The organism is Nocardia callitridis, assembly GCF_039543305.1.
GTDB lineage: Bacteria > Actinomycetota > Actinomycetes > Mycobacteriales > Mycobacteriaceae > Nocardia > Nocardia callitridis.
This window is the reverse complement of the sequence record NZ_BAABJM010000007.1, coordinates 64,021-83,442: the sequence shown is the minus strand read 5'-3', so window position 1 is coordinate 83,442 and position 19,422 is coordinate 64,021. Positions and strand designations below refer to the sequence as shown.

Genomic DNA, 19,422 nt, shown 5'->3' with positions numbered 1-19,422 from the left:
CCCGGTCACGCGCGCACGACACACGCACGCTACAACGGGTCGATCACCGCGCGGAAAGCCCGGATCGGCGACGCACCAAGCACCCCGAATCACGGTCGGGTCCGGCGAATCCGATTCGCCCGGTCAGCTTCCGTTCACCCGAGCCGGTCCGCCGACCGTTACCGGCACGACAGCTCAACCGACTGGAGGACCACGCGACTTCGTCTCGAATCCGCGATGTCGGAGGCGTCCACATGATCCAGCCGCGCACGCGAACCGAGCATTCGGGGCGAACCGTCGCCAGATGTGGTCGTCGCCGAACCGAGCAGCGCGGGCTTGTCGTCGTCACGACCACGCCCGATTACCCAGCCGAGTGCGCGCCGGATCGCTCAGCCAGCGTGCCGGCGCCGCGCGCCTCGACGTCGTCGAGGCGTCGACAACGCGATACCGGCGTCCCGCAACACATCGGCGTGCTCTCCCCCTGCCGACGTTGCCGTTGTCGACAACTCAGCCGAGTCGAACACCACGCAACTTCGCCGGATTGGCGATGTCGTAGGCGCCCACGATCGAACCGTCGCGCACCGTGAACGCGAACACCCGCGGCGCGAACCCCGGCCGCCCTTCCCGTTCACCACGGGCACGGACCAGCACGCCGAGCCGGCCGTTGACCGACACGAAGTCGAAGTCGATCGTGTCGCCGACAGCCGCGGCGAGATCGTCGGAGGCGTCCGAGTCCACCGTGCGGATGCCGTATTTGCGGGCGAGACCGAGCAGGAACCTGGCAATGTGGTCCGGGCCGTGTAGCACGTTGACCGCCGTCGATGTGGTGCCGTTCGCGTCGCCGATCAGCACCGAATCCGGGTGCAGCACAGCGGTCACCGCCTGCACGTCACCGGTGAGCAACGCGGTGAGGAAACGGCGAACCACATCCTCGTGTTCGGTACTCGGCACCGGTTGCGGGGTGTGCGCCACCGCTTTACGCGCGCGGGTCGCCAACTGTCGCGCCGCAGCGGCGGAAATGCCGAGGATATCCGCGATTTCGTCGAACGGCACCGAAAGACCTTCGTGCAGAACGAAAGCCACGCGTTGTGGCGGCGTCAACGTGTCGAGCAGCACCATCGCCGCCAGCGAGCACTCTTGTTTACGGACCACCGCTTCCAGGGGATCGATCGTGCTCGACGGCCCGAACGGCGTCACCACCGGTTCGGGCAGCCATTGGCCGACATAACGCTCCCTGCGCACGGCGGCGCTGCGCAGATGGTCGAGACAGATGCGGCTCACCACGGTGGTCAACCAGGCGCGTGGATCGTCGATCTCGGACTGATGCGCGCCGGCCAGGCGCAACCAACTCTCCTGCACGGCGTCTTCGGCGTCGCCGACGCTACCCGTCAGCCGGTAGGCGACCGAGAGCAGATGCGGCCGGTGTGATTCGAACACCTCGGCCAGTACAGCGGCGACCATCGGGCCAACTCTAATCCCCGCACCGACCTGCCCGATGCCCGGTCCCGGTCGCGCACACGCCGACAAAAGCGGATGATGCGACAACCTGATCCGTGAAACCATGCGTCGATGGACGCACACCCGATGTCGAATGGAACGGTATGGCTCTCGCTGCCGACGTTGGACGACGTGGACGCCATCACCGAATGCTGCCGACAGCCGTCGGTCGCGGAATGGGTGACCGTGCCGTCGCCGTATCACCGCGAGGACGCGACCGGGTTCATCGCCGACATCGTCGGCCCCGGCTGGGCGGCACGCAGCCCTACCTGGGCGTTGCGCGAGCACGCGGAAGGACCGGTGGTGGGCATGGTCACCCTCGAGGCGACCGACGCGAGTGCCGCGGAAATCGGCTTTTGGCTCGATGCACGCAAGCGCCGTCGCGGCCTCATGGCACAAGCGGTGCACATGGTGTGCGACTTCGGTTTTCGCACCGACGGTCTCGATCTCGACCGCATCTCCTGGCGCGCGTTCGTCGGCAACCACGCCTCGGCGGCATTGGCGAGGCGCGCTGGTTTCCGGTTCGAGGGCACCGCGCGCCTCGGTAGCCTGCAACGCGGAGTGCGACGCGATCACTGGTTCGCCGGTCGGCTGCGCACCGACCCGAGTGCACCGGCACCGGATTGGCCGGCGGAGTGCTTCGGCTGACCGCGCGGCCTGTGCGGCACCGAGCCCCCGCAGGTCATCGACCCGAGAGCCCGCCGCCCGAAAAAGCACTAGTGCACCGAAACAGGTGCCGCCACAAGAGGTTACGAAACCCTGTCACAGCTCGCGACGCTGCCGGATCGCCTCGGCGAGGCGATCCAACTGGCCTGCGGTCGTCGTCCAATCCAGGCAGGCATCGGTGATCGACTGCCCGTAGGTCAGGTCGTCGGAGTGGCCGAGCACCAGGTCCTGGCGGCCCGCGACCAGGAAACTCTCCAGCATCATGCCGACCACGCTGCGATCACCCGCCACGAGACGGCCCGCGACATCGGTCACCACGTCGACCTGTTTGGTGTGGTCCTTGTTGCTGTTGCCGTGACTCGCGTCGATGACAAGGCGCTGCGCCAGTTCGGCTTTCGCCAACCGAGCGCACGCCTGCGCCACCGATTCGGCGTCGAAATTCGTGCCGTTGCTGCCGCCGCGCAGGATCACGTGGCAATCCGGATTACCCGCGGTGCGGATCAACGCCGCCCGTCCGTCGAGGTCGGTACCTGGGAAAACGTGACTGGCGGCGGCCGCACGCACACCGTCGACGGCGACCTGCACGTCGCCGTCGGTCCCGTTCTTGATCCCGACCGGCATGGACAGTGCGCTACTGAGCTGACGATGCACCTGACTGGCCGCGGTGCGCGCGCCGATCGCGCCGTAGGAGACCAGGTCGGCGATGTACTGCGGGGTGATCGGGTCGAGGAACTCGCACGCGACGGGCAGGCCGAGTGCGGTGATGTCGACGAGCAACTTGCGCCCGAATCCGAGACCGGTGTTCACGTCGAACGAGCCGTCCAGATGCGGATCGTTGATCAGGCCCTTCCACCCCAGTGTGGTGCGCGGCTTCTCGAAGTACACCCGCATCACCACGTGCAGCGCGTCGTCGAGTTCGGCCGCTTTCGCGGCGAGGCGGCGCGCGTACTCCAGCGCGGCGGCCGGGTCGTGTACCGAGCACGGGCCGACGATCACCATCAGGCGGTCGTCGGCGCCGCGCAGCACATCGACGGTGTGCTTGCGACCTTCGCGGACGATATCGGCGAGCACGTCCGTGGTGGGATGCACCCTGCGCACCTCGGCGGGCGAGCGCAACGGGCTGATGCTGAGCGTGCGTTGGTCATCCAGGTCGGAATGCCGCGCGTCGATGGCAGCTGCGGTTGTCATGTCGTGGGTTTCCTTCGTTTGCGGCCGACCCACGGACCAGAAATCCCGCAGAGCCGGCATCATCCGGCTCTTGGGGTGGAATGTCCTCAGCGCATGTGGTCGCCGCAGACCAGCCCACCCGGGGCCGGCTTGCTAAACCAGAAATACACGCGCTGCACGCCGCTGAGAATAGCAGCAGCGCTCGACCGACCGAGTTCCGCGTCGCGAATCGGCCGGTCGAGCTGGGGATATTCAGTGCGCTATCGGGTTGGTCACGCCGGGGTGCCCGCGGGCGTGCGCGCGATGACATTCATCCGATTCCACGCGTTGATCGTGGCGATGGCCGCGATCAGCGCCGCGATCTGATCCTCGTCGTAGTGCTTGCGCACCTGCTGCCACACCTCGTCGTCCACGCCGCGACCGTCGCCGATGCGGGTGGCCGCCTCGGTGAGCGCCAGTGCCGCCCTTTCGGGTTCGGTGAACACCGTCGCCTCCGGCCATGCGGCGATGAGTCCGAGCCGAACGGCGGTTTCACCCGCCCGCACCGCCTCTTTGAGGTGCATGTCGGTGCAGAAGGCGCAGCCGTTGATCTGGCTCGCGCGGATTTTCACCAGCTCGTGCGTGGTGGCGGGCAAGCTGGACTCGGCGACGACCTTGCCCGCGACAGCCAAGCGCTTCACAAAGCTCGCGGCGACGGGGTTGGCGAACAAATCAATGCGAGGTTCCATGACATCCGTCCTTGTTCTGTGGGGGTTACACAGACAAGACGACGCAGCCGCGCGAAGTGTGACAGTCGCCGAGGCGGCGGGATTATCTCTTCGCGAAGGTGAACTCGACGCCGGTCAGCTCCTGTGCGCGATCCCACAGCTTCGCGGCGAGGTCTTCGTCGCGCGAGGCGCGCGTCGACGGCGAGGTGCTCGGGTAGCCGCGCAGCCCCTGCCACCCGTCCGGGCCAAAGTACTGACCCGGTTCGACCTGGGTGGTCGCCGCGAACAAGGTAGGCAGCGCACCCTTTTCGGCGCTTTGGGCGAGCAGTCGGTTCCCGAGCCACATCACCCTGTCCTGGATCGACTCGGTGTGCGATTGCAGCTCGGTGGCCGCGTAGCCGGGGTGCGCGGCGACAGACAAGGTGGTCGAGCCGGCCGCCGTCGCGCGACGTTGCAATTCGCGCGCGAAGCTCAGGTCGGCGAGCTTGGACTGCGCGTAGGCCGCCCAACGCCGGTACGGACGGCGCTGCCAGTTGAGGTCCTCGAGATCGATCTTTCCGTAGACGTGCGCCACGCTCGACAGCGTCACCACCCGATCCGAAACCTTCGGCAGCAGTATGCCGGTCAGCGCGAAGTGGCCGAGGAAGTTGGTGCCGAACTGGGTTTCGAAGCCGTCGGCGGTACGCGACAACGGCACCGCCATCACCCCCGCGTTGTTGATCAGCACGTCGAATTCGGCGGTGGCCTCGGCGAATTCGCGGACCGATGCGAGGTCGGCGAGGTCGAGTCCACGCACCGAGGCCCGCTCGCCGAGCTCTGCGGCGACCCGCTGCCCCTTGGTGACATTGCGACAGGCGAGCACTACGTGAGCTCCCGCCTCGATCAACGCGCGAGCCGTTGCGGCACCGAGTCCGCTGTTGGCGCCGGTGACGATGAAGGTGCGTCCGGCCTGATCCGGAATGTCGGCGCTGGTCCACCTGCTCATAGCGGGAGTCTAATCCGGTAATTCGGCCACCGACCGAACTCGGTCCCCCTCTCCGCCCACCTCGAGATAGGATTGCCTAACCTATACACCGGACATCTCGAGCGTGCGTTCCGGCACGAATGAGCGTGAGGCAGAGCGTGACTTCGACGAGTACCCACAGCGACGGCTACGTCCCCTTCCCCGCCGAAGCGGCGGCAGACGCACGCGCGCAAGGATATTGGGCCGGGCTCCCCCTCGACGCGCTGCTGCGCGCGGGTGCGCGCCGCTTCCCCGACCGGCCCGCGCTGCTCACCGCCGACGGCACGCGTGACTACGCGACCCTCGACGCCGAGGTGGACCGGATGGCACGCGGCCTGCTCGCACTCGACATCACACCTGGCGACCGGGTTGTCGTGCAGCTGCCGAACGTGCCGGAATTCGTGGTGGTGCTGTTCGGCCTGTTGCGCGCGGGCCTCGTCCCCGTGCTCACCCTGCCCGCGCACCGCAGAGCCGAGATCGAGCACCTGACAAGGCTTTCCGGTGCGGTCGCCTATATCGCCGCCGACCGGGTCGGCGACTTCGACTACCGCCAGCTCGCCGCGACCGTCCAGCGGGAAGTGCCCTCGCTACGGCACGTGTTGATCCTCGGCGAACCAGCGACATTCACCGACCTGGCCACGGTCCCCACGAGCCGGGCGAGCGAAATATCGCTGCCGCAGGTCGAACCGAGCGATATCGCGCTGATGCTGGTCTCCGGGGGCACCACCGGCCTACCGAAGCTGATCGCCCGCACCCACGACGATTACCGCTACAACGCGACCGCGAGCGCCGAACTGTGCGCGCTCACCGCCGACGACGTCTACCTCGCGACACTGCCCGCCGCACACAACTTCCCCCTGGCCTGCCCCGGCATTCTCGGCGTCGTCCACGCGGGCGGCGCCATCGCCTTCGTCGGCGACCCGAGCCCCGAAAGCGCCTTCGCCGCGATCGAACGTCATCGGGTGACGGTGACCTCGGTGGTCCCGCCACTGGCCCAATTGTGGTGCGCCGCGGTCGAATGGGAGGACGCTGACCTCAGCTCGCTGCGGCTGCTCCAGGTCGGCGGTGCCAAGCTCGCCGAAGTGAACGCGCGCGCGGTGACCTCCGCGCTCGGCGCCACCTTGCAGCAGGTCTTCGGCATGGCCGAAGGGCTGATCAACTACACCCGACTCGACGACCCCGCCGAACTCGTGCACGCCACCCAGGGCAGGCCGCTGTCGCCCGCCGACGAGGTGCGCGTGGTCGACGCGGATGGCAAGGATGTGGCACCGGGAACCGAAGGCGAACTACTCACCAGGGGCCCCTACACGATTCGCGGCTACTACCGCGCGCCCGAACACAATGCCCGTGCCTTCACCCCCGACGGCTACTACCGCAGCGGCGACCTGGTGCGCCGCCTGCCCAGCGGACATCTGATCGTCTCGGGACGGATCAAGGACGTGATCAATCGCGGTGGCGAGAACGTCTCGTGCGACGAGCTCGAGGAGCACCTACTCGCCTACCCGGGCGTGCGGCACGCGGCGGCGGTGGGACTACCGGACGACGCACTCGGCGAAACGGTCTGCGCTGTTCTGGTCGTCGACGGCGAACTACCCACCCTGGCGGCGATCAAGGCATTCCTCACCGAACGCGGCCTGGCCACCTACAAGTTGCCCGACCTGCTCAGGCGGGCGCAATCGCTGCCGGTCACCGCCGTCGGCAAGATCGACAAGAAGGCGCTGCGCGCGAGCGAGGGCTGAAAGACCACGGCGACAGCGACAGCAGCGACGACAGCCATGGCGATGGCAGCAGCGACGACAAAGACAGCAGCGGCTACGGCGGCGGCGACAGCAGCTACGGCTACAGCGACGACAGCGATGCGTAACCGACCGTACGACAGGCGGTTACGGCGCGCACCGCCCGCGCTACGCCCGGACCACGTAGGGGGCGACGCTGCCGAGCTTCTCGCAAGTCTCCTCGAACTCCCGCTCCGGCCGCGACTGCCCGACCACACCGGCGCCCGCACGCAGCCACGCCCCCTCGGCATCCTGAAAGATCGAGCGGAGCACCAGCGTCGCCTCCATCGCACCGGCCTCCGAGACCCGCACCACCGCACCGGAATACAGGCCGCGCGCGGCATCGAGTCGAAATACCGAGTCGACACCCTCGCGCTTCGGGATCCCCGACGCGGTGACCGAGGGGAACAATCGCTCGAGCGCGTCCCAACTCGACCGGTCGGCGGCCAACCGCCCGCGCACCGTGGACGCGAGATGCTGCACACTGCCGCGCTCGCGCACCGCCATGAAATCCGACACTGCGGCCGTCCCCCGCTCCGCGACCTCGGCGATCTCCCCGAACGCCGTGTACACCGAGATCGCGTGTTCGACAATCTCTTTCGGGTCGGTGATCAGCTCGGCACGGGCGGCGCGATCGACGGCGTCGCCGAGCCCGAACGCGCGGGTACCCGCGAGCGGTTCGGTGGTCACCATCCGCTCCTCGTCCACCGAGACCACCAGCTCCGGACTGAACCCCGCGGCCTCGAGCCCGCCGAGACGCAGCAGAAACGAGCGGGCCGGTGTGTTGTGCGCACGGCCGAGCCGATAGGTCGCGGGGATATTCACCGGATGCGCCAGATCCACCCGCCGGGACAGAATCACCTTCTGATAGCGCCCCGCGTTGATCTCCGCGACCGCCTCGGCGACTCGATTCCGGTAACCGGTCGAGTCCGCGCGAACATCCACCGGATGCGGTTTCGGCGGTTCGACAGTCTGCGACTGGGCGATCAGGTCATGGATATCGCCGGTCTCGGTCGGGGTCGCACCGCGCACCCGCACGCCGAACGCGCCGACGCGCACCTCGATGCGCGGGATCATCACGTGCGCGAGCGTCGTGCGCGGGTCGACGTGGTCCGACATGCCGAGCGCCCACGCACAGAACTCGAATCCGATCCAGCCGTAAGCATGTCGTCCGGCCAGCGGCAACGCGGCGAGTGCGCGATCGAGCACCCGCGCTGGCCGACCCGCCCACGCGTCAGCCGTGCTGGTGCCTTCCCACAGCACGCGCAGTTCGGTCGCATCCAATTCGACGCTGCCGATCGGATCGGCCGCGAAAGTCCACTCGCCCGCACGCTCGTACATCACGTACTCGCCGAAGCGATCGGACCCCGCAAGCCAGGACATCGCTGCCGCCGGATCGGCTACATACTCCACCCGCGAGCACTCGTCCGTAGTCGACAACGATCCTCCAAGGTCCCACCGGTCACGCTTCAAAAAGTAAGGTTAGCATTACCTGATTTTTCTGGAAGGTGCCGAAGGACACCAAAACCACACCGCCTTGCCACTACCGAACGGTCGAACCGCCCGAGTCGCTGCGGAGAATCGCCGCGACGGGATTCAATAGGGAATCGGCAGTCGGAGGGACCAGGATCATGATCGAACACCACGGCCAGTCGCGAACGGGCATCCAGCGACCCACAACACCGCGATCGGTGGTGGCACTGGTGGACGCGGCCTCCTCGGTCGAACGCCGACTGGTCGGAACCTGGTTGGCCGACAACGGACTAGCCGCCTACGTCGAGGGCAGCACCACCCCCGTCACCCAACTCGACCTCGACGCCGGCGCCATCGCGACCCGACTCGTCGGCCGCCGCGACGACCCACTCGTGGTCCCGGTCCGCGTCGTGTGGCTACCCGGCGAACGCGACGGCGTGCGCCGCACGACCTTCGCCGACCTCGCGCTGTTCACCAACCCGCGCAAACCCAACCGGCTCGCGCAGCGCAAACTCCGCGAATCCGCCGACCGCCACCTGGTACTCACCGGCCAACCCGCGCTGCTGAGCGAGCTGCGTGCCAACAATCCCGAGGCCGCGGCGCTGTTCGGCAACGCGGGCACCGCCGAACCCTTCGCCCGCGCGATCGCCCGCGCCGCCGTCGTCGCGCTGGAGCGCGCCGAACGCGCCGTCATCGGCGACCGGTACAAGGTCCCGCGTCTGGTCGCCGAGGAAATCCTCGACTCACCGGAATTCCTGCGGCGACTCGAACTCATCGCCGACCGCACCGGCGCGACACCGCACGAGGTCCATCGCCGCGCCGAGAAGGGACTCAACGAACTCGTCGCCGCCCAGAGCCGGCTCGTCTCCGACCTGTTCACCCAGGCCATGCGTCCGGTGCACGCCTCGACATGGAAAGTCGACACCGATGTCTCCGGCCTGACCCCACTGCGCGACCTCAACCGCCGCTACCCCCTGGTGTTCCTGCCCTCGCACCGCTCCTACGTCGACGCATTCGTGCTCGGAGACGTGCTCGCCCGCAACGACTTCCCGCCCAATCACGTGATCGGTGGCGCCAATCTCAGCTTCTGGCCGATGGGGCCGATCGCGCGGCGCACCGGCACCGTCTTCATCCGGCGCAGCTTCGGCGACGACGAGGTCTACAAGGCGGTGGTCGAGGAATACTTCGCCTACCTGCTGGCCAAGCGCTTCAATATGGAGTGGTACTTCGAGGGCGGACGGACGCGCACCGGCAAGCTGCGCCCGCCCCGCTACGGCCTGCTGAACTATCTGGCGGCCGCCGTGCGCGCCGAACGCGTCGAGGACGTGATGCTCGTGCCGGTCTCGATCACCTACGAGCGGCTCAACGAACTCGGCGCCATCGCCACCGAACAGTCGGGCGGCAAGAAGAAGCCGGAGGGGCTCACCTGGCTCGCTCGTTACGTCCGCAGCCAACAGCATTCGGCCGGACACGTCTACGTGCGCTTCGGTACCGCGCTCTCGGCACGCGAACGGCTCACCGCGCACGGCGACCCGCTCACCGCGCCGCCGACGATCATTCCGCTGCACAGCGCCGATCGGACACCCCACACGCCCCCGGCCGAGGACACCGCCGAACTCGACGACCAGGACGTGCTCGAACTAGAACGAAAGGCCGTGCAGCGCCTGGCCTTCGAGGTCGCCGTCGGCATCAACACCGTCACACCGATCAGTGTCAACGCGCTGGCCACCCTGGCGCTGCTCGGCGTCGAACGCGCACTCACCCTCGGCGAAGTACGCACCGTGCTCGCGCCGGTGCTCGGCTACATCGAGAAACGCGCACTGCCCTGCGGCGAGCTCAGCGCCCTTCGCGACGAACAGGGCCTCGCGGTGGTGCTCGAACAACTCTCCCTGGCCAAGGTCGTCACCATCTACCGCGGTGGACTGCAACCGGTGTACTCCATCGAGGCCGGTGCCCACCTCGAGGCCGCGTTCTACCGCAACAGCGCCGTGCACTGGTTCGTCAGCCGCGCCGTCCTGGAACTGGCCATCCTCGCCGGAATCGGCAGCGACAGCGACCAACTCGACACCGGATGGCACGAAGCCTTCCGGCTGCGCGACCTGCTCAAGTTCGAGTTCTTCTTTCCCGAACGCACCGAATTCGCCGAGCAGATGACCGCGGAGATGCTGCTGATCGACCCCGAATGGCACAACCACACCCGCAGGGACACCCGAGGTGCCGACATCCTCGGCAAACTCACCGAATCCGGATTCGTGATGGCCCACCGCGTGGTCCGGTCCTTCTTCGACGCGCAACTGGTGGTCGCCGAACGCCTCGCCGCCCGCGACCCCGCCGACGCCATCGACCGCAAACGCTTCACCGAAGAATGCGTCGCCGTCGGCAAACAGATGCTGCTCCAGCAGCGCCTGCACAGCCCCGAATCGGTGTCGACCGAACTGTTCACCAGCGCGATGAAGCTAGCGGATAATCACGGCCTGCTCGAGGTGGTGGCCGACGACGGCGCGGACGAGTCCGAAGCCGCCGTCGCCGAGGTGGCCCACCGTCGCGCCGAGTTGATCCGCCGCAGAGTCGAATTCGCCGACCAACTGCGCACCATCAGCGTGCGAATCACCCAGGCCGCCACACTCGACCCGTCCAACCTGCGACCGCGCTGAGTAGCATCGCCGCTACTCAGCCCGACACCGCGAACATCACCAGGAGTGCCCCGGAGAGCCGGACGGCCACTCCTGGGAAGGCCACTCGAGGCAAGACACCATCAGCCACATCCGGCCCTCCTGGGCCGCCTAACAACTTACGGAGACACCATGGCCGAGACCGCCGAGGTCCCGCCGCGCACACCGCTGGAAACCACCCTCGCCGCCATCCGATCCGGACCGCAGGGGGCGGAGATCGCCGCGTTCTTCGACCTCGGCGGCACCGTCGTCGGCGGATTCCGCACTCCGCGCGCCCGGCGCACCCACGAAATCCACGACGTGCTGCTCGACGGCCTGCGCGACAACCGCACCTCGGGCGACTACCGCCGCAACCTCGAACAGCTCGAACGCGCACTCGCCGGTCGCACCGAAACCGAACTGGACGAGATCGGCACCCGTACCTTCGAGAAGCTCGTCTACGGGCACCTGTATCGCGAAGCGTGGCAACTGATCCTGGCGCACCAGGACGCGGGCCACACCGTGGTGCTCGTCAGCTCGCTCACCCGTTTTCACCTCCGCCCCCTCGCGCGGGAACTCGGCGTCGACCACCTCCTGTACACCAGGATGGCCACCCACGACGGCACGCTCACCGGCCGGGTCGAGGGCAGCACGCTGTGGCACGACGGCAAAGCCGAGGCGGTGACCGATTTCGCCGCCGAGCACCGGATCGACCTGCGCCGCAGCTGGGCCTACGCCGACAGCACCGTCGACCTGCCGCTGCTGGGACTCGTCGGCAACCAGGTCGCGGTGAACCCGGACCCGCACCTGAACTCGGTCGCCGCCGAACGCGACTGGCCGACACTGGCTTTCCGGCCACGACACGACCCACGTCCGCGCGATTTCGCCCGCACCGTTCTGGCCTTCACCGGACTGATCGGCGGCTGTCTCGGCGGCATCGCGTCGAAATCGGCGACCAGGGACCGGCAGCGGATGGCCGACGCGCTGATGTCGTCCGGCTCACGGACCTCGCTGCGCATGCTCGGGGTGAAAGTGCGCGTCACCGGCGCCGAAAACACCCGTGCGCCAAGGCCAGCGGTGTTTCTGTTCAATCACCAGAGTCAACTCGACATCCTCATCGTCCCGCATGTCGTCGACGGGCCGGTCGCGCCCATCGCCAAGAAGGAACTGACCAAGAATCCGGTCTTCGGCCCCATTCTGCGCTTCACCGGCGCGACCTTCCTCGACCGCGCCAACAGCTCCGAATCCAGGAAGGCATTGCAACCCGTCGTCGAGACCCTGCGCGCGGGAACCTCGGTCGCGGTAGCCCCCGAGGGCACCAGGTCACGCACGCCGACGCCGGGCCCGTTCAAGAAGGGCGCCTTCCACATGGCCATCCAGGCGGGGGTCCCGGTGATTCCGGTGGTGATCCGTAATGCGGGCGAATTGTGTTGGCGCGACGAGATGGTCGTGCGCCGAGGCACCGTCGACGTGGCCGTGCTCGAACCCATCGACGTCCGAGGATGGGATCCGGAGAACCTGGACGCCGAGATCGCCTCGGTCCGTCGTCGCTACCTCGACACCCTGCTGAACTGGCCGAAGTAGCGGTTCCGGGTACTCGGACGAGATCGTAGGCGGCCGCGCCCGCCGTCGCCCGCAGCCAGGAGAAAGCGTGCGGGTCGGCGTCTTCGGTGCCGAGTCGACCTCGCGCACGCGCCGTCAGCGACCGAGATCTGTTCAGACCGAACGGCCGAACAGCAGCTTCCACGGCATCAATGCCGACTCCAACTGCACCCCGAGGCTCATCTTCGAGGCGCCGACGGTGCGCTCCTCGAACCGAATCGGCACCTCGGCGATCACGATGCCGCGCCGCACCGCGCGATAGTTCATCTCGACCTGGAACGAATACCCGTTGCTGCGAATCGAAGCGACATCGATCGCGCGCAGCGTGTCGGCCTTCCATGCCTTGAAGCCCGCGGTGCCGTCCTTCACGCCGAGGCGCAGGATCAGGTTCACGTAGAAGTTCGCCCACGCCGACAGCGCCTTGCGGTACCACTTCCATTCGGTGGCCGTCGATCCGCCTTCGACGTAGCGCGAGCCGAGCACCACGCCCGCCTCGGTGTTCGTCAGCTTCTCCAGCATGGCCGGAATCACCTCGGCCGGATGCGAGAGGTCGGCGTCCATCTGGATGATTACGTCGGCGCCTTCATCGAGTGCGCGGCCGATCCCGGCGACGTAGGCCCGTCCGAGCCCGTCTTTTTCCGTCCGGTGCAGCACACCCACCACGTTCGGTAGGTCCGCGGCCAGCTTGTCGGCGACCTCGCCGGTGCCGTCGGGGGAATTGTCATCGACCACGATGACGTGCAGGTCCTCGACCGGCAGCGCGGTCAACCGCTCTACCGCGACCGGCAGATTCTCCCGTTCGTTATAGGTCGGCACAACAACGGTAACCCTCAAGGGTCGCCCTCCCTGCTGGTCCTGGTCGGCTCGCAGCCCCCACCAGGACCTCCGAGCAATCATCTGATCTGCCGAAAACGGTACTCGATCGACCGAAGGAGGACATGAGTGGATATACCCCGCACTGGCACGACATAGCCGACACCGCGTTGCGCTGGCATCGACACCGACCGCCGATCCCGGCAAACCGCGCAAGATCGGTTGGCGGACAACCGACTCCCCGGGACGCCTGGTCGCCCTCGCGCCGTGATCTATTCGCCCTCGCGCCAGGAACGATCCCGCGAGTCCTCGCGATCGTTGCGCTCGCGTGCGATGTCCAACGCACGCTCCGCTGTCGCCTGATCCGGGTAGGGACCCATCCGGTCGGCGAACCAGCACTTGCGCCCTTGCTCGGCGCGGTGGTGTTTCAAGCAGTAGTACCAGCGCTCAGCCATACCCCCAGCATGGCATCGCTTGCCGCCGGCGGCGCCGCATTCCGGCGGACCGGCATCCCGGTTTCGCGACCGAACCCGTCCCGCCCGCTGAGTAGCCTGGAGGCGATGGCCAGAGGCGAACACCCCCGCCGGACACCGCTCTACGGTGCGCTGATGATGGTGGCGGCCTGGTTGGCGGCCGCGTGGGCGAGCACGTTCGACGCGACATGGCTGAAGGGCACGGTATTCGCGATCTGCGCGGCCGTCGCCCTGATCGGCTTCCTGATGACCTTCCGCGACTACTCCTAGGCCAAACATGAAAATTCCCCCCGACCAGGCAATGCGTCGAGGGGATGTGGTGGCCAGGGCCGGGATCGAACCGGCGACCTTCCGCTTTTCAGGCGGACGCTCGTACCAACTGAGCTACCTGGCCGCAGGCACCCGTGGTGAATGCCATACGCAAAGCGCCGGATTTCTCCGGCGCTTACCTTGCGACCCTGACGGGACTCGAACCCGCGACCTCCGCCGTGACAGGGCGGCGCGCTAACCAACTGCGCCACAGGGCCTTGCTGTACTACCACACGACCCGAAGGCCGTACCCCCTACGGGATTCGAACCCGCGCTACCGCCTTGAAAGGGCGGCGTCCTAGGCCGCTAGACGAAGGGGGCTCGCCCCGGATTTCTCCGGATCGGCTTTCAACGGGTATCCGTTGGGAGCCCGGTTAGCTTATGACAGACTCGACTCGATTCCCAAACCGGCTGGTCAAGACCCTAAACCGAGCTCCTCCAGCCGTGCATGCGCGCGCCATCCGTGCGCACGGAACTTCGCATCCCATTCCGGCGTCGCCATCGCCTCGACCACGACCTCCAGCGCCTCCTCGAACCGCGACCTCAGATCGAGCCCGCCGCCGAGCAGGTCGACCATGTACCGCTGCCCGGCCAGCGCCGCCGCGATGGTGCGCCCGAACCGATCCGGGTCCGCGTCGGCGCGCAACTGCCCCTGTTCGACCGCGCGCACCGCGAGCGTCTTCGCTGCCCTGCCGAGGATCTGGCCGCCACCGGTCTGCACGTCGCGGTAGAAGTCCGGCTCGATGATCAACCGGTACTCGGCCTGCACGATGATGTCGTGCTCGAGCCGCAGGGCCATCTCGTCGAACATGCCGTGCAGCACATCGAGTGGACTGAGATCTGTTCGCCCGAGCCAACGCTCGACGGTGGACCGATATCGCTCGACCGCCGTCTCCAGGACCGCCCGTGCGAGCTCTTCCTTGGAATCGAAGTGAAAATACATGGCGCCCTTGGTGGCACGCGACCCTTCCAAAATGCGGTTGAGCGATGCAGCGGCATAACCGCTCTTCCCGAACTCAACGGCGGCGGACCTGATAATCGCCGCACGTGTCCGGCGGGCCCGCTCCTGCTGCCGTGCCATGCTCGAAACGCCTCCGAAGCTAACTTGAGCCTACTCGCGCACCAAACAGCCACCCCCAAAGGAACAGACCTTTGGTGCGAAGTTATCCGTATTTATCAATACTTCAAACCGGGACTTTGCCCAGTTTCAAACTTTGGGTATGAAAAATTACTAAAATCCCTGAAACACACCGACTGGTATAGTTTTCGCGCCCGGATGCACCACAGGGGGTGCGCATCCGGGTATTCCGTCATCTCGCCTCCAGCCTCCTGTGGCATCGACTCCATGAAGCCACGATCGGCCGGACCGGTCGCGACACGTTCGGGCACTTCAACGATAAGCCGAATTCCGAATCACCGTGTGGGTAAGCGATTTTACCGGATTACAGCAAAGCGTCACGGTACCCGGATTCCACCTCCGGCACGCGGCAAACCCACGAGTCCCGCACCCTCGGCGAACCCTCTTGCTGTTGCAGCAACCGCCGCGCAACGCGACAATGACACCGACACCATCACCCAATTAACCAGCGGCTCACCACTGTTCACCCGAGATAACCACCCATCCACACCCTCGACCACTCGACCCGTCACCGACACCCAATCACCCGGCAACCTGCCCCGACCGGGAAACCCCAGGTCTTGCCGATCCAAAGACATTGCTAGCCAACATCATTCGATGATATCCGGATTTGTCCTTATCAACAAAGCTGGGTACCAGACGTTTACCGCCGCGATCGCCGTCGACGCGCGCCCGACCACCCGCGCGGGCAGCGAAACCGACTGCGCGCGCTGCCCAATCCAGGGATGTACCCACTCCGCACCGTATCGATGCGTTCTTCTGCGCACCGACACCCGCTCCGATGCCCGGCACCACCCGATTGGGTCGAGCACCGGGTGCCTATTACACTGTTGCTCCGCGCCCCTATAGCTCAGTTGGTAGAGCTACGGACTTTTAATCCGCAGGTCGTAGGTTCGAGCCCTACTGGGGGCACTGCTTGCCCTCGCGTCGGGGCCGCCCGGCAGCTCCGGGCACCCCGGCGCGTACGGCCGCGGCACAAGAGATCGGCGGGGACCCGTCGCATCGAGCGACCGGAAATGGCCTGCGTCCAGCGGTTCGGCCAAGAACGCCGATGGCGCGATAGCGAAATCACCTAGGAAACGACCTGGGAATATGCTGCCCCGTAGGAACAACGCTCCACCACACCGTGGACCGAGCGTGCCTGGTCGCCGGTTGTGCGCGACGAACATCACGACCTGCCCCGGCTAACGCTCGACCGCCGAATGCGATACAACACCGGGTGTCCACAGAGGCCATACACTCGAGGTGCCACCTACCACAACGGCAGTTACGACAGGTATCGCCGCCCATATTTGGTCGGTCCGAGGCGTTTCGTAACCCACCTACGGTGCCGTAAGGTATGGCCGAATCGGCACGGCCTACCTCGAAAGGCCGACTCGAACGACCGGACGCACACCACGACCGGACGCACATACTGAAGGGTTCATTACATGGCAAGGGATCTGACTCAACTCGAGCTTCTGACGGAGTTGGAGCCGGTTGCCGAATCAAACGTCAACCGGCACCTCTCCATTGCGAAGGAATGGCACCCGCACGACTACGTCCCGTGGGACGAAGGCCGCAACTTCGCCGCACTGGGAGGCGTCGACTGGGACCCCGAGCAGTCCCAGCTCAACGAGGTCGCCAAGGCCGCCATGGTCACCAACCTGCTCACCGAGGACAACCTGCCCTCCTATCACCGGGAGATCGCCGAGAACTTCTCCCAGGATGGCGCGTGGGGAACCTGGGTCGGGCGTTGGACCGCCGAAGAGAACCGGCACGGTATCGCCATCCGTGACTACCTGGTTGTCACTCGCGGTGTCGACCCCGTCGCGCTCGAAGAGGCGCGAATGGTCCACATGACCAACGGTTTCGCCTCCCCCACCGAGGCGGACGCCGGCTTCCTGCACTCGGTCGCCTACGTGACCTTCCAGGAGTTGGCCACCCGAGTCAGCCACCGCAACACCGGCAGGGTCTGCGACGACGCGATCGCCGACCGCATGCTGCAGCGCATCGCCACCGACGAGAACCTGCACATGATCTTCTACCGCAACCTCGCGGGCGCGGCCCTCGACCTGGCGCCCGACCAGGCGCTCGAGGCGATCACCCTGATTCTGGAGAACTTCCAGATGCCGGGTGCCGGGATGCCGAACTTCCGTCGCAACGGCGTGCTCATGGCCAAGCACGGCATCTACGACCTGCGCCAGCACCTCGAGGAAGTGGTGCGCCCGGTGTTGAAGAAGTGGAACGTCTTCGAACGTACCGACTTCACCCCGCGCGGTGAGGCCGTGCGCGACCGGCTTGCCCTGTTCCTGGACAAGCTCGGCGAGGACGTCGTCAAGTTCGAAGAGCAGCGCGACCGGATGCTGGCACGCGAAGCCAAGAAGCGCGAACTGGCCGGCGCCAATAGCTGACACCCGCTTACCCGCCGCGCGCCGCCGTCCGAATCTCGGACGGCGGCGCGTTGTTTTCCCAGGCCGGCTCGGCGGGTACGCACCGCGTCGATCGGATTCCGGTACGGATAAAAAGGATTCGGTAGTCGAGGCACCCGCATTTCTGATCAATCGATACAAATTGCACCCGCGCCCGAGCCGACGAGCATATTTTCGGACAAGCGGCCCGCGACACCGGAATTCGTTCGAGAACATCGCCACCACATTCCGGTCCATGAATTCTCACCGAACCCCACCTGACTCGTGGCCTCCACTGATGTATCGAATCGGCGCCACCGCTACCGGACAGTGCGCGAACGAGTTTCACCCGATCGCCCGCACCGCGACCGGGAATTTCCGCCGCACGCCATCGCCGCGAAAGGCGACCAGAACAGCGACACTTGGATAATCGCCCCGCACCACAACTGGCGAAGCATGCGACGACATTCCCGGTCCTGGTGAGTCGCAGGGTCGGCATCGAGCGCACACGGTCCCCCGCCCGGCCCGCCACGCACGACTCTGGGAAAATGGATCACATGCTGGACGTCCAAACGCAAGCAACCGTACGAATCGGCCCCTACGCGGTCGATCCGCCGGTCGTGCTTGCCCCGATGGCGGGCATCACGAATCTGGCGTTCCGCAAGCTCTGTCGAGAATTCGGGAGCCCGACGGCCATCTACGTCTGCGAGATGATCACCGCCCGCGCGGTGGTCGAACGCAACGAGAAGACCATGCACATGATGTCGTTCGACGCCGACGAGAGCCCCCGCTCCATGCAGCTCTACGGCGTCGACCCCGCGACGCTCGGCGAGGCAGTGCGCATCATCGTCGGCGAGGGCATGGCCGACCACATCGACCTCAACCTCGGCTGCCCGGTCCCGAAGGTCACCAAACTCGGCGGCGGTGCGGCACTGCCCTACAAGCGTGCGCTGTTCAGCCGGATCGTGCGGGCCATGGTCACCGCGGCGGAACCGGCGGGCGTCCCGGTGACGTTGAAGTTCCGCATCGGCATCGACGACGACCACCTCACCTACCTCGACGCGGGCCGCATCGCGGAAGCCGAAGGCGCACAGGCGGTCGCGTTGCATGCCCGCACCGCCGCGCAACGGTACTCCGGCCACGCCGACTGGTCGGCCATCGCTCGACTGAAAGAAGCCGTTACTAGTATCCCCGTGCTCGGCAACGGCGATATCTTCTCCGCCGCCGACGCGGTGCGCATGATGGATGAAACCGGATGCGACGGCGTAGTGGTCGGTCGCGGCTGCCTCGGCAGACCATGGTTGTTCGCGGAACTGGAGGCCGCGCTGCGCGGCAAACCGCTCCCGCAAGCGCCCGACCTCGGCACCGTCGGCGGGGTGCTGCTGCGCCACGCCACCCTCCTCGCAGACCATGCCGGCCACGACAAAGCCATGCGTGATCTGCGCAAGCACATGGCCTGGTATCTGATGGGCTTCCCCGTCGGCGCCGACCTCCGTCGCCGGTTCGCCACCGTCACCAGCCTGACCGAGTTGGCCGACCTGATCGGCCAACTCGACCCCACCGCGCCGTTTCCCGAGGACGCCGAGGGTCCGCGCGGGCGGCAGGGTTCGCCGGGCAAGGTCGCGCTGCCGCACGGCTGGCTCGACGACCCCGAAGACCCCTCGGTCCCCGCGGGCGCCGACGTCATGCACAGCGGAGGCTGACCCGAACCGGCCGACTACTCGAGGTTCGCCGAATCTCACCCTGTTTCGACGACACCGGCTGCGACCATTCGAATCC

General features: G+C 66.7%; 15 protein-coding genes and 4 tRNA genes. 8 read left to right on the top strand and 11 right to left on the bottom strand.

Annotated features, from left to right (window positions below):
- Positions 1-486: 486 nt before the first annotated feature.
- A complete protein-coding gene (locus ABEA50_RS26700; protein WP_345498889.1) occupies positions 487-1,440 on the bottom strand; it encodes a sigma-70 family RNA polymerase sigma factor in 954 nt (317 codons plus the stop codon).
- Between the two features lie 108 nt (positions 1,441-1,548).
- On the opposite strand from ABEA50_RS26700, the gene ABEA50_RS26695 reads away from it, so the two are divergent.
- On the top strand, positions 1,549-2,124 hold the full coding sequence (locus ABEA50_RS26695; RefSeq protein ID WP_345498887.1) for a GNAT family N-acetyltransferase: 576 nt from the start codon (positions 1,549-1,551) through the stop codon (positions 2,122-2,124).
- Between the two features lie 114 nt (positions 2,125-2,238).
- Here ABEA50_RS26695 and ABEA50_RS26690 read toward each other — a convergent pair whose 3' ends face one another.
- The 3 genes from ABEA50_RS26690 to ABEA50_RS26680 form a co-directional block, all read right to left on the bottom strand.
- A complete protein-coding gene (locus ABEA50_RS26690) occupies positions 2,239-3,330 on the bottom strand; it encodes a 3-deoxy-7-phosphoheptulonate synthase (protein WP_345498886.1) in 1,092 nt (363 codons plus the stop codon).
- 251 nt (positions 3,331-3,581) lie between these two features.
- Positions 3,582-4,037, bottom strand: coding sequence for a carboxymuconolactone decarboxylase family protein (locus ABEA50_RS26685; protein ID WP_345498884.1), 456 nt, complete (start codon positions 4,035-4,037; stop codon positions 3,582-3,584).
- An 82-nt stretch (positions 4,038-4,119) separates the two neighbouring features.
- A complete protein-coding gene (locus tag ABEA50_RS26680) occupies positions 4,120-5,001 on the bottom strand; it encodes an oxidoreductase (protein ID WP_345498882.1) in 882 nt (293 codons plus the stop codon).
- 119 nt (positions 5,002-5,120) lie between these two features.
- Here ABEA50_RS26680 and ABEA50_RS26675 point away from each other — a divergent pair, with 119 nt between their 5' ends.
- Positions 5,121-6,758 (top strand): (2,3-dihydroxybenzoyl)adenylate synthase, encoded by a 1,638-nt coding sequence (locus tag ABEA50_RS26675; RefSeq protein WP_345498881.1) that lies wholly within the window; start codon positions 5,121-5,123, stop codon positions 6,756-6,758.
- 165 nt (positions 6,759-6,923) lie between these two features.
- Here ABEA50_RS26675 and ABEA50_RS26670 read toward each other — a convergent pair whose 3' ends face one another.
- Entirely contained in the window at positions 6,924-8,234 is a 1,311-nt protein-coding gene (locus ABEA50_RS26670) for a salicylate synthase (protein ID WP_345498880.1), read from the bottom strand.
- A gap of 191 nt (positions 8,235-8,425) precedes the next feature.
- Here ABEA50_RS26670 and ABEA50_RS26665 point away from each other — a divergent pair, with 191 nt between their 5' ends.
- The gene (locus tag ABEA50_RS26665) at positions 8,426-10,921 is read left to right on the top strand and encodes a glycerol-3-phosphate 1-O-acyltransferase (protein WP_345498879.1); all 2,496 of its coding nucleotides are present in this window, start codon (positions 8,426-8,428) and stop codon (positions 10,919-10,921) included.
- A 150-nt stretch (positions 10,922-11,071) separates the two neighbouring features.
- The gene (locus tag ABEA50_RS26660) at positions 11,072-12,502 is read left to right on the top strand and encodes an HAD-IB family hydrolase (RefSeq protein WP_345498878.1); all 1,431 of its coding nucleotides are present in this window, start codon (positions 11,072-11,074) and stop codon (positions 12,500-12,502) included.
- A gap of 132 nt (positions 12,503-12,634) precedes the next feature.
- Here ABEA50_RS26660 and ABEA50_RS26655 read toward each other — a convergent pair whose 3' ends face one another.
- Both ABEA50_RS26655 and ABEA50_RS26650 read right to left on the bottom strand, forming a co-directional pair.
- A complete protein-coding gene (locus tag ABEA50_RS26655; RefSeq protein WP_425577723.1) occupies positions 12,635-13,354 on the bottom strand; it encodes a polyprenol monophosphomannose synthase in 720 nt (239 codons plus the stop codon).
- Positions 13,355-13,605: 251 nt separating this feature from the next.
- On the bottom strand, positions 13,606-13,788 hold the full coding sequence (locus ABEA50_RS26650) for a hypothetical protein (RefSeq protein WP_345498875.1): 183 nt from the start codon (positions 13,786-13,788) through the stop codon (positions 13,606-13,608).
- A gap of 105 nt (positions 13,789-13,893) precedes the next feature.
- Here ABEA50_RS26650 and ABEA50_RS26645 point away from each other — a divergent pair, with 105 nt between their 5' ends.
- Positions 13,894-14,076, top strand: coding sequence for a hypothetical protein (locus ABEA50_RS26645; protein ID WP_345498874.1), 183 nt, complete (start codon positions 13,894-13,896; stop codon positions 14,074-14,076).
- A 47-nt stretch (positions 14,077-14,123) separates the two neighbouring features.
- On the opposite strand, the gene ABEA50_RS26640 is transcribed toward ABEA50_RS26645, so the two are convergent.
- The 4 genes from ABEA50_RS26640 to ABEA50_RS26625 form a co-directional block, all read right to left on the bottom strand.
- Positions 14,124-14,200, bottom strand: a tRNA-Phe gene (locus tag ABEA50_RS26640).
- Positions 14,201-14,259: 59 nt separating this feature from the next.
- Positions 14,260-14,333: transfer RNA gene (locus ABEA50_RS26635), tRNA-Asp, on the bottom strand.
- A gap of 30 nt (positions 14,334-14,363) precedes the next feature.
- Positions 14,364-14,436 (bottom strand) — tRNA-Glu (locus ABEA50_RS26630).
- Between the two features lie 94 nt (positions 14,437-14,530).
- Positions 14,531-15,196: a TetR family transcriptional regulator gene (locus tag ABEA50_RS26625; protein WP_345498873.1), complete on the bottom strand. Its 666-nt coding sequence runs from the start codon at positions 15,194-15,196 to the stop codon at positions 14,531-14,533.
- A gap of 896 nt (positions 15,197-16,092) precedes the next feature.
- Here ABEA50_RS26625 and ABEA50_RS26620 point away from each other — a divergent pair.
- The 3 genes from ABEA50_RS26620 to dusB all read left to right on the top strand — a co-directional run bounded on the left by ABEA50_RS26620 (position 16,093) and on the right by dusB (position 19,346).
- A tRNA-Lys gene (locus ABEA50_RS26620) sits at positions 16,093-16,165 on the top strand.
- 518 nt (positions 16,166-16,683) lie between these two features.
- On the top strand, positions 16,684-17,646 hold the full coding sequence (locus tag ABEA50_RS26615; RefSeq protein WP_345498872.1) for an acyl-ACP desaturase: 963 nt from the start codon (positions 16,684-16,686) through the stop codon (positions 17,644-17,646).
- A 554-nt stretch (positions 17,647-18,200) separates the two neighbouring features.
- Complete coding sequence (gene dusB, locus ABEA50_RS26610) at positions 18,201-19,346, top strand: tRNA dihydrouridine synthase DusB (protein ID WP_345498871.1); 1,146 nt, start codon at positions 18,201-18,203, stop codon at positions 19,344-19,346.
- The last annotated feature ends 76 nt before the right edge of the window (positions 19,347-19,422 follow it).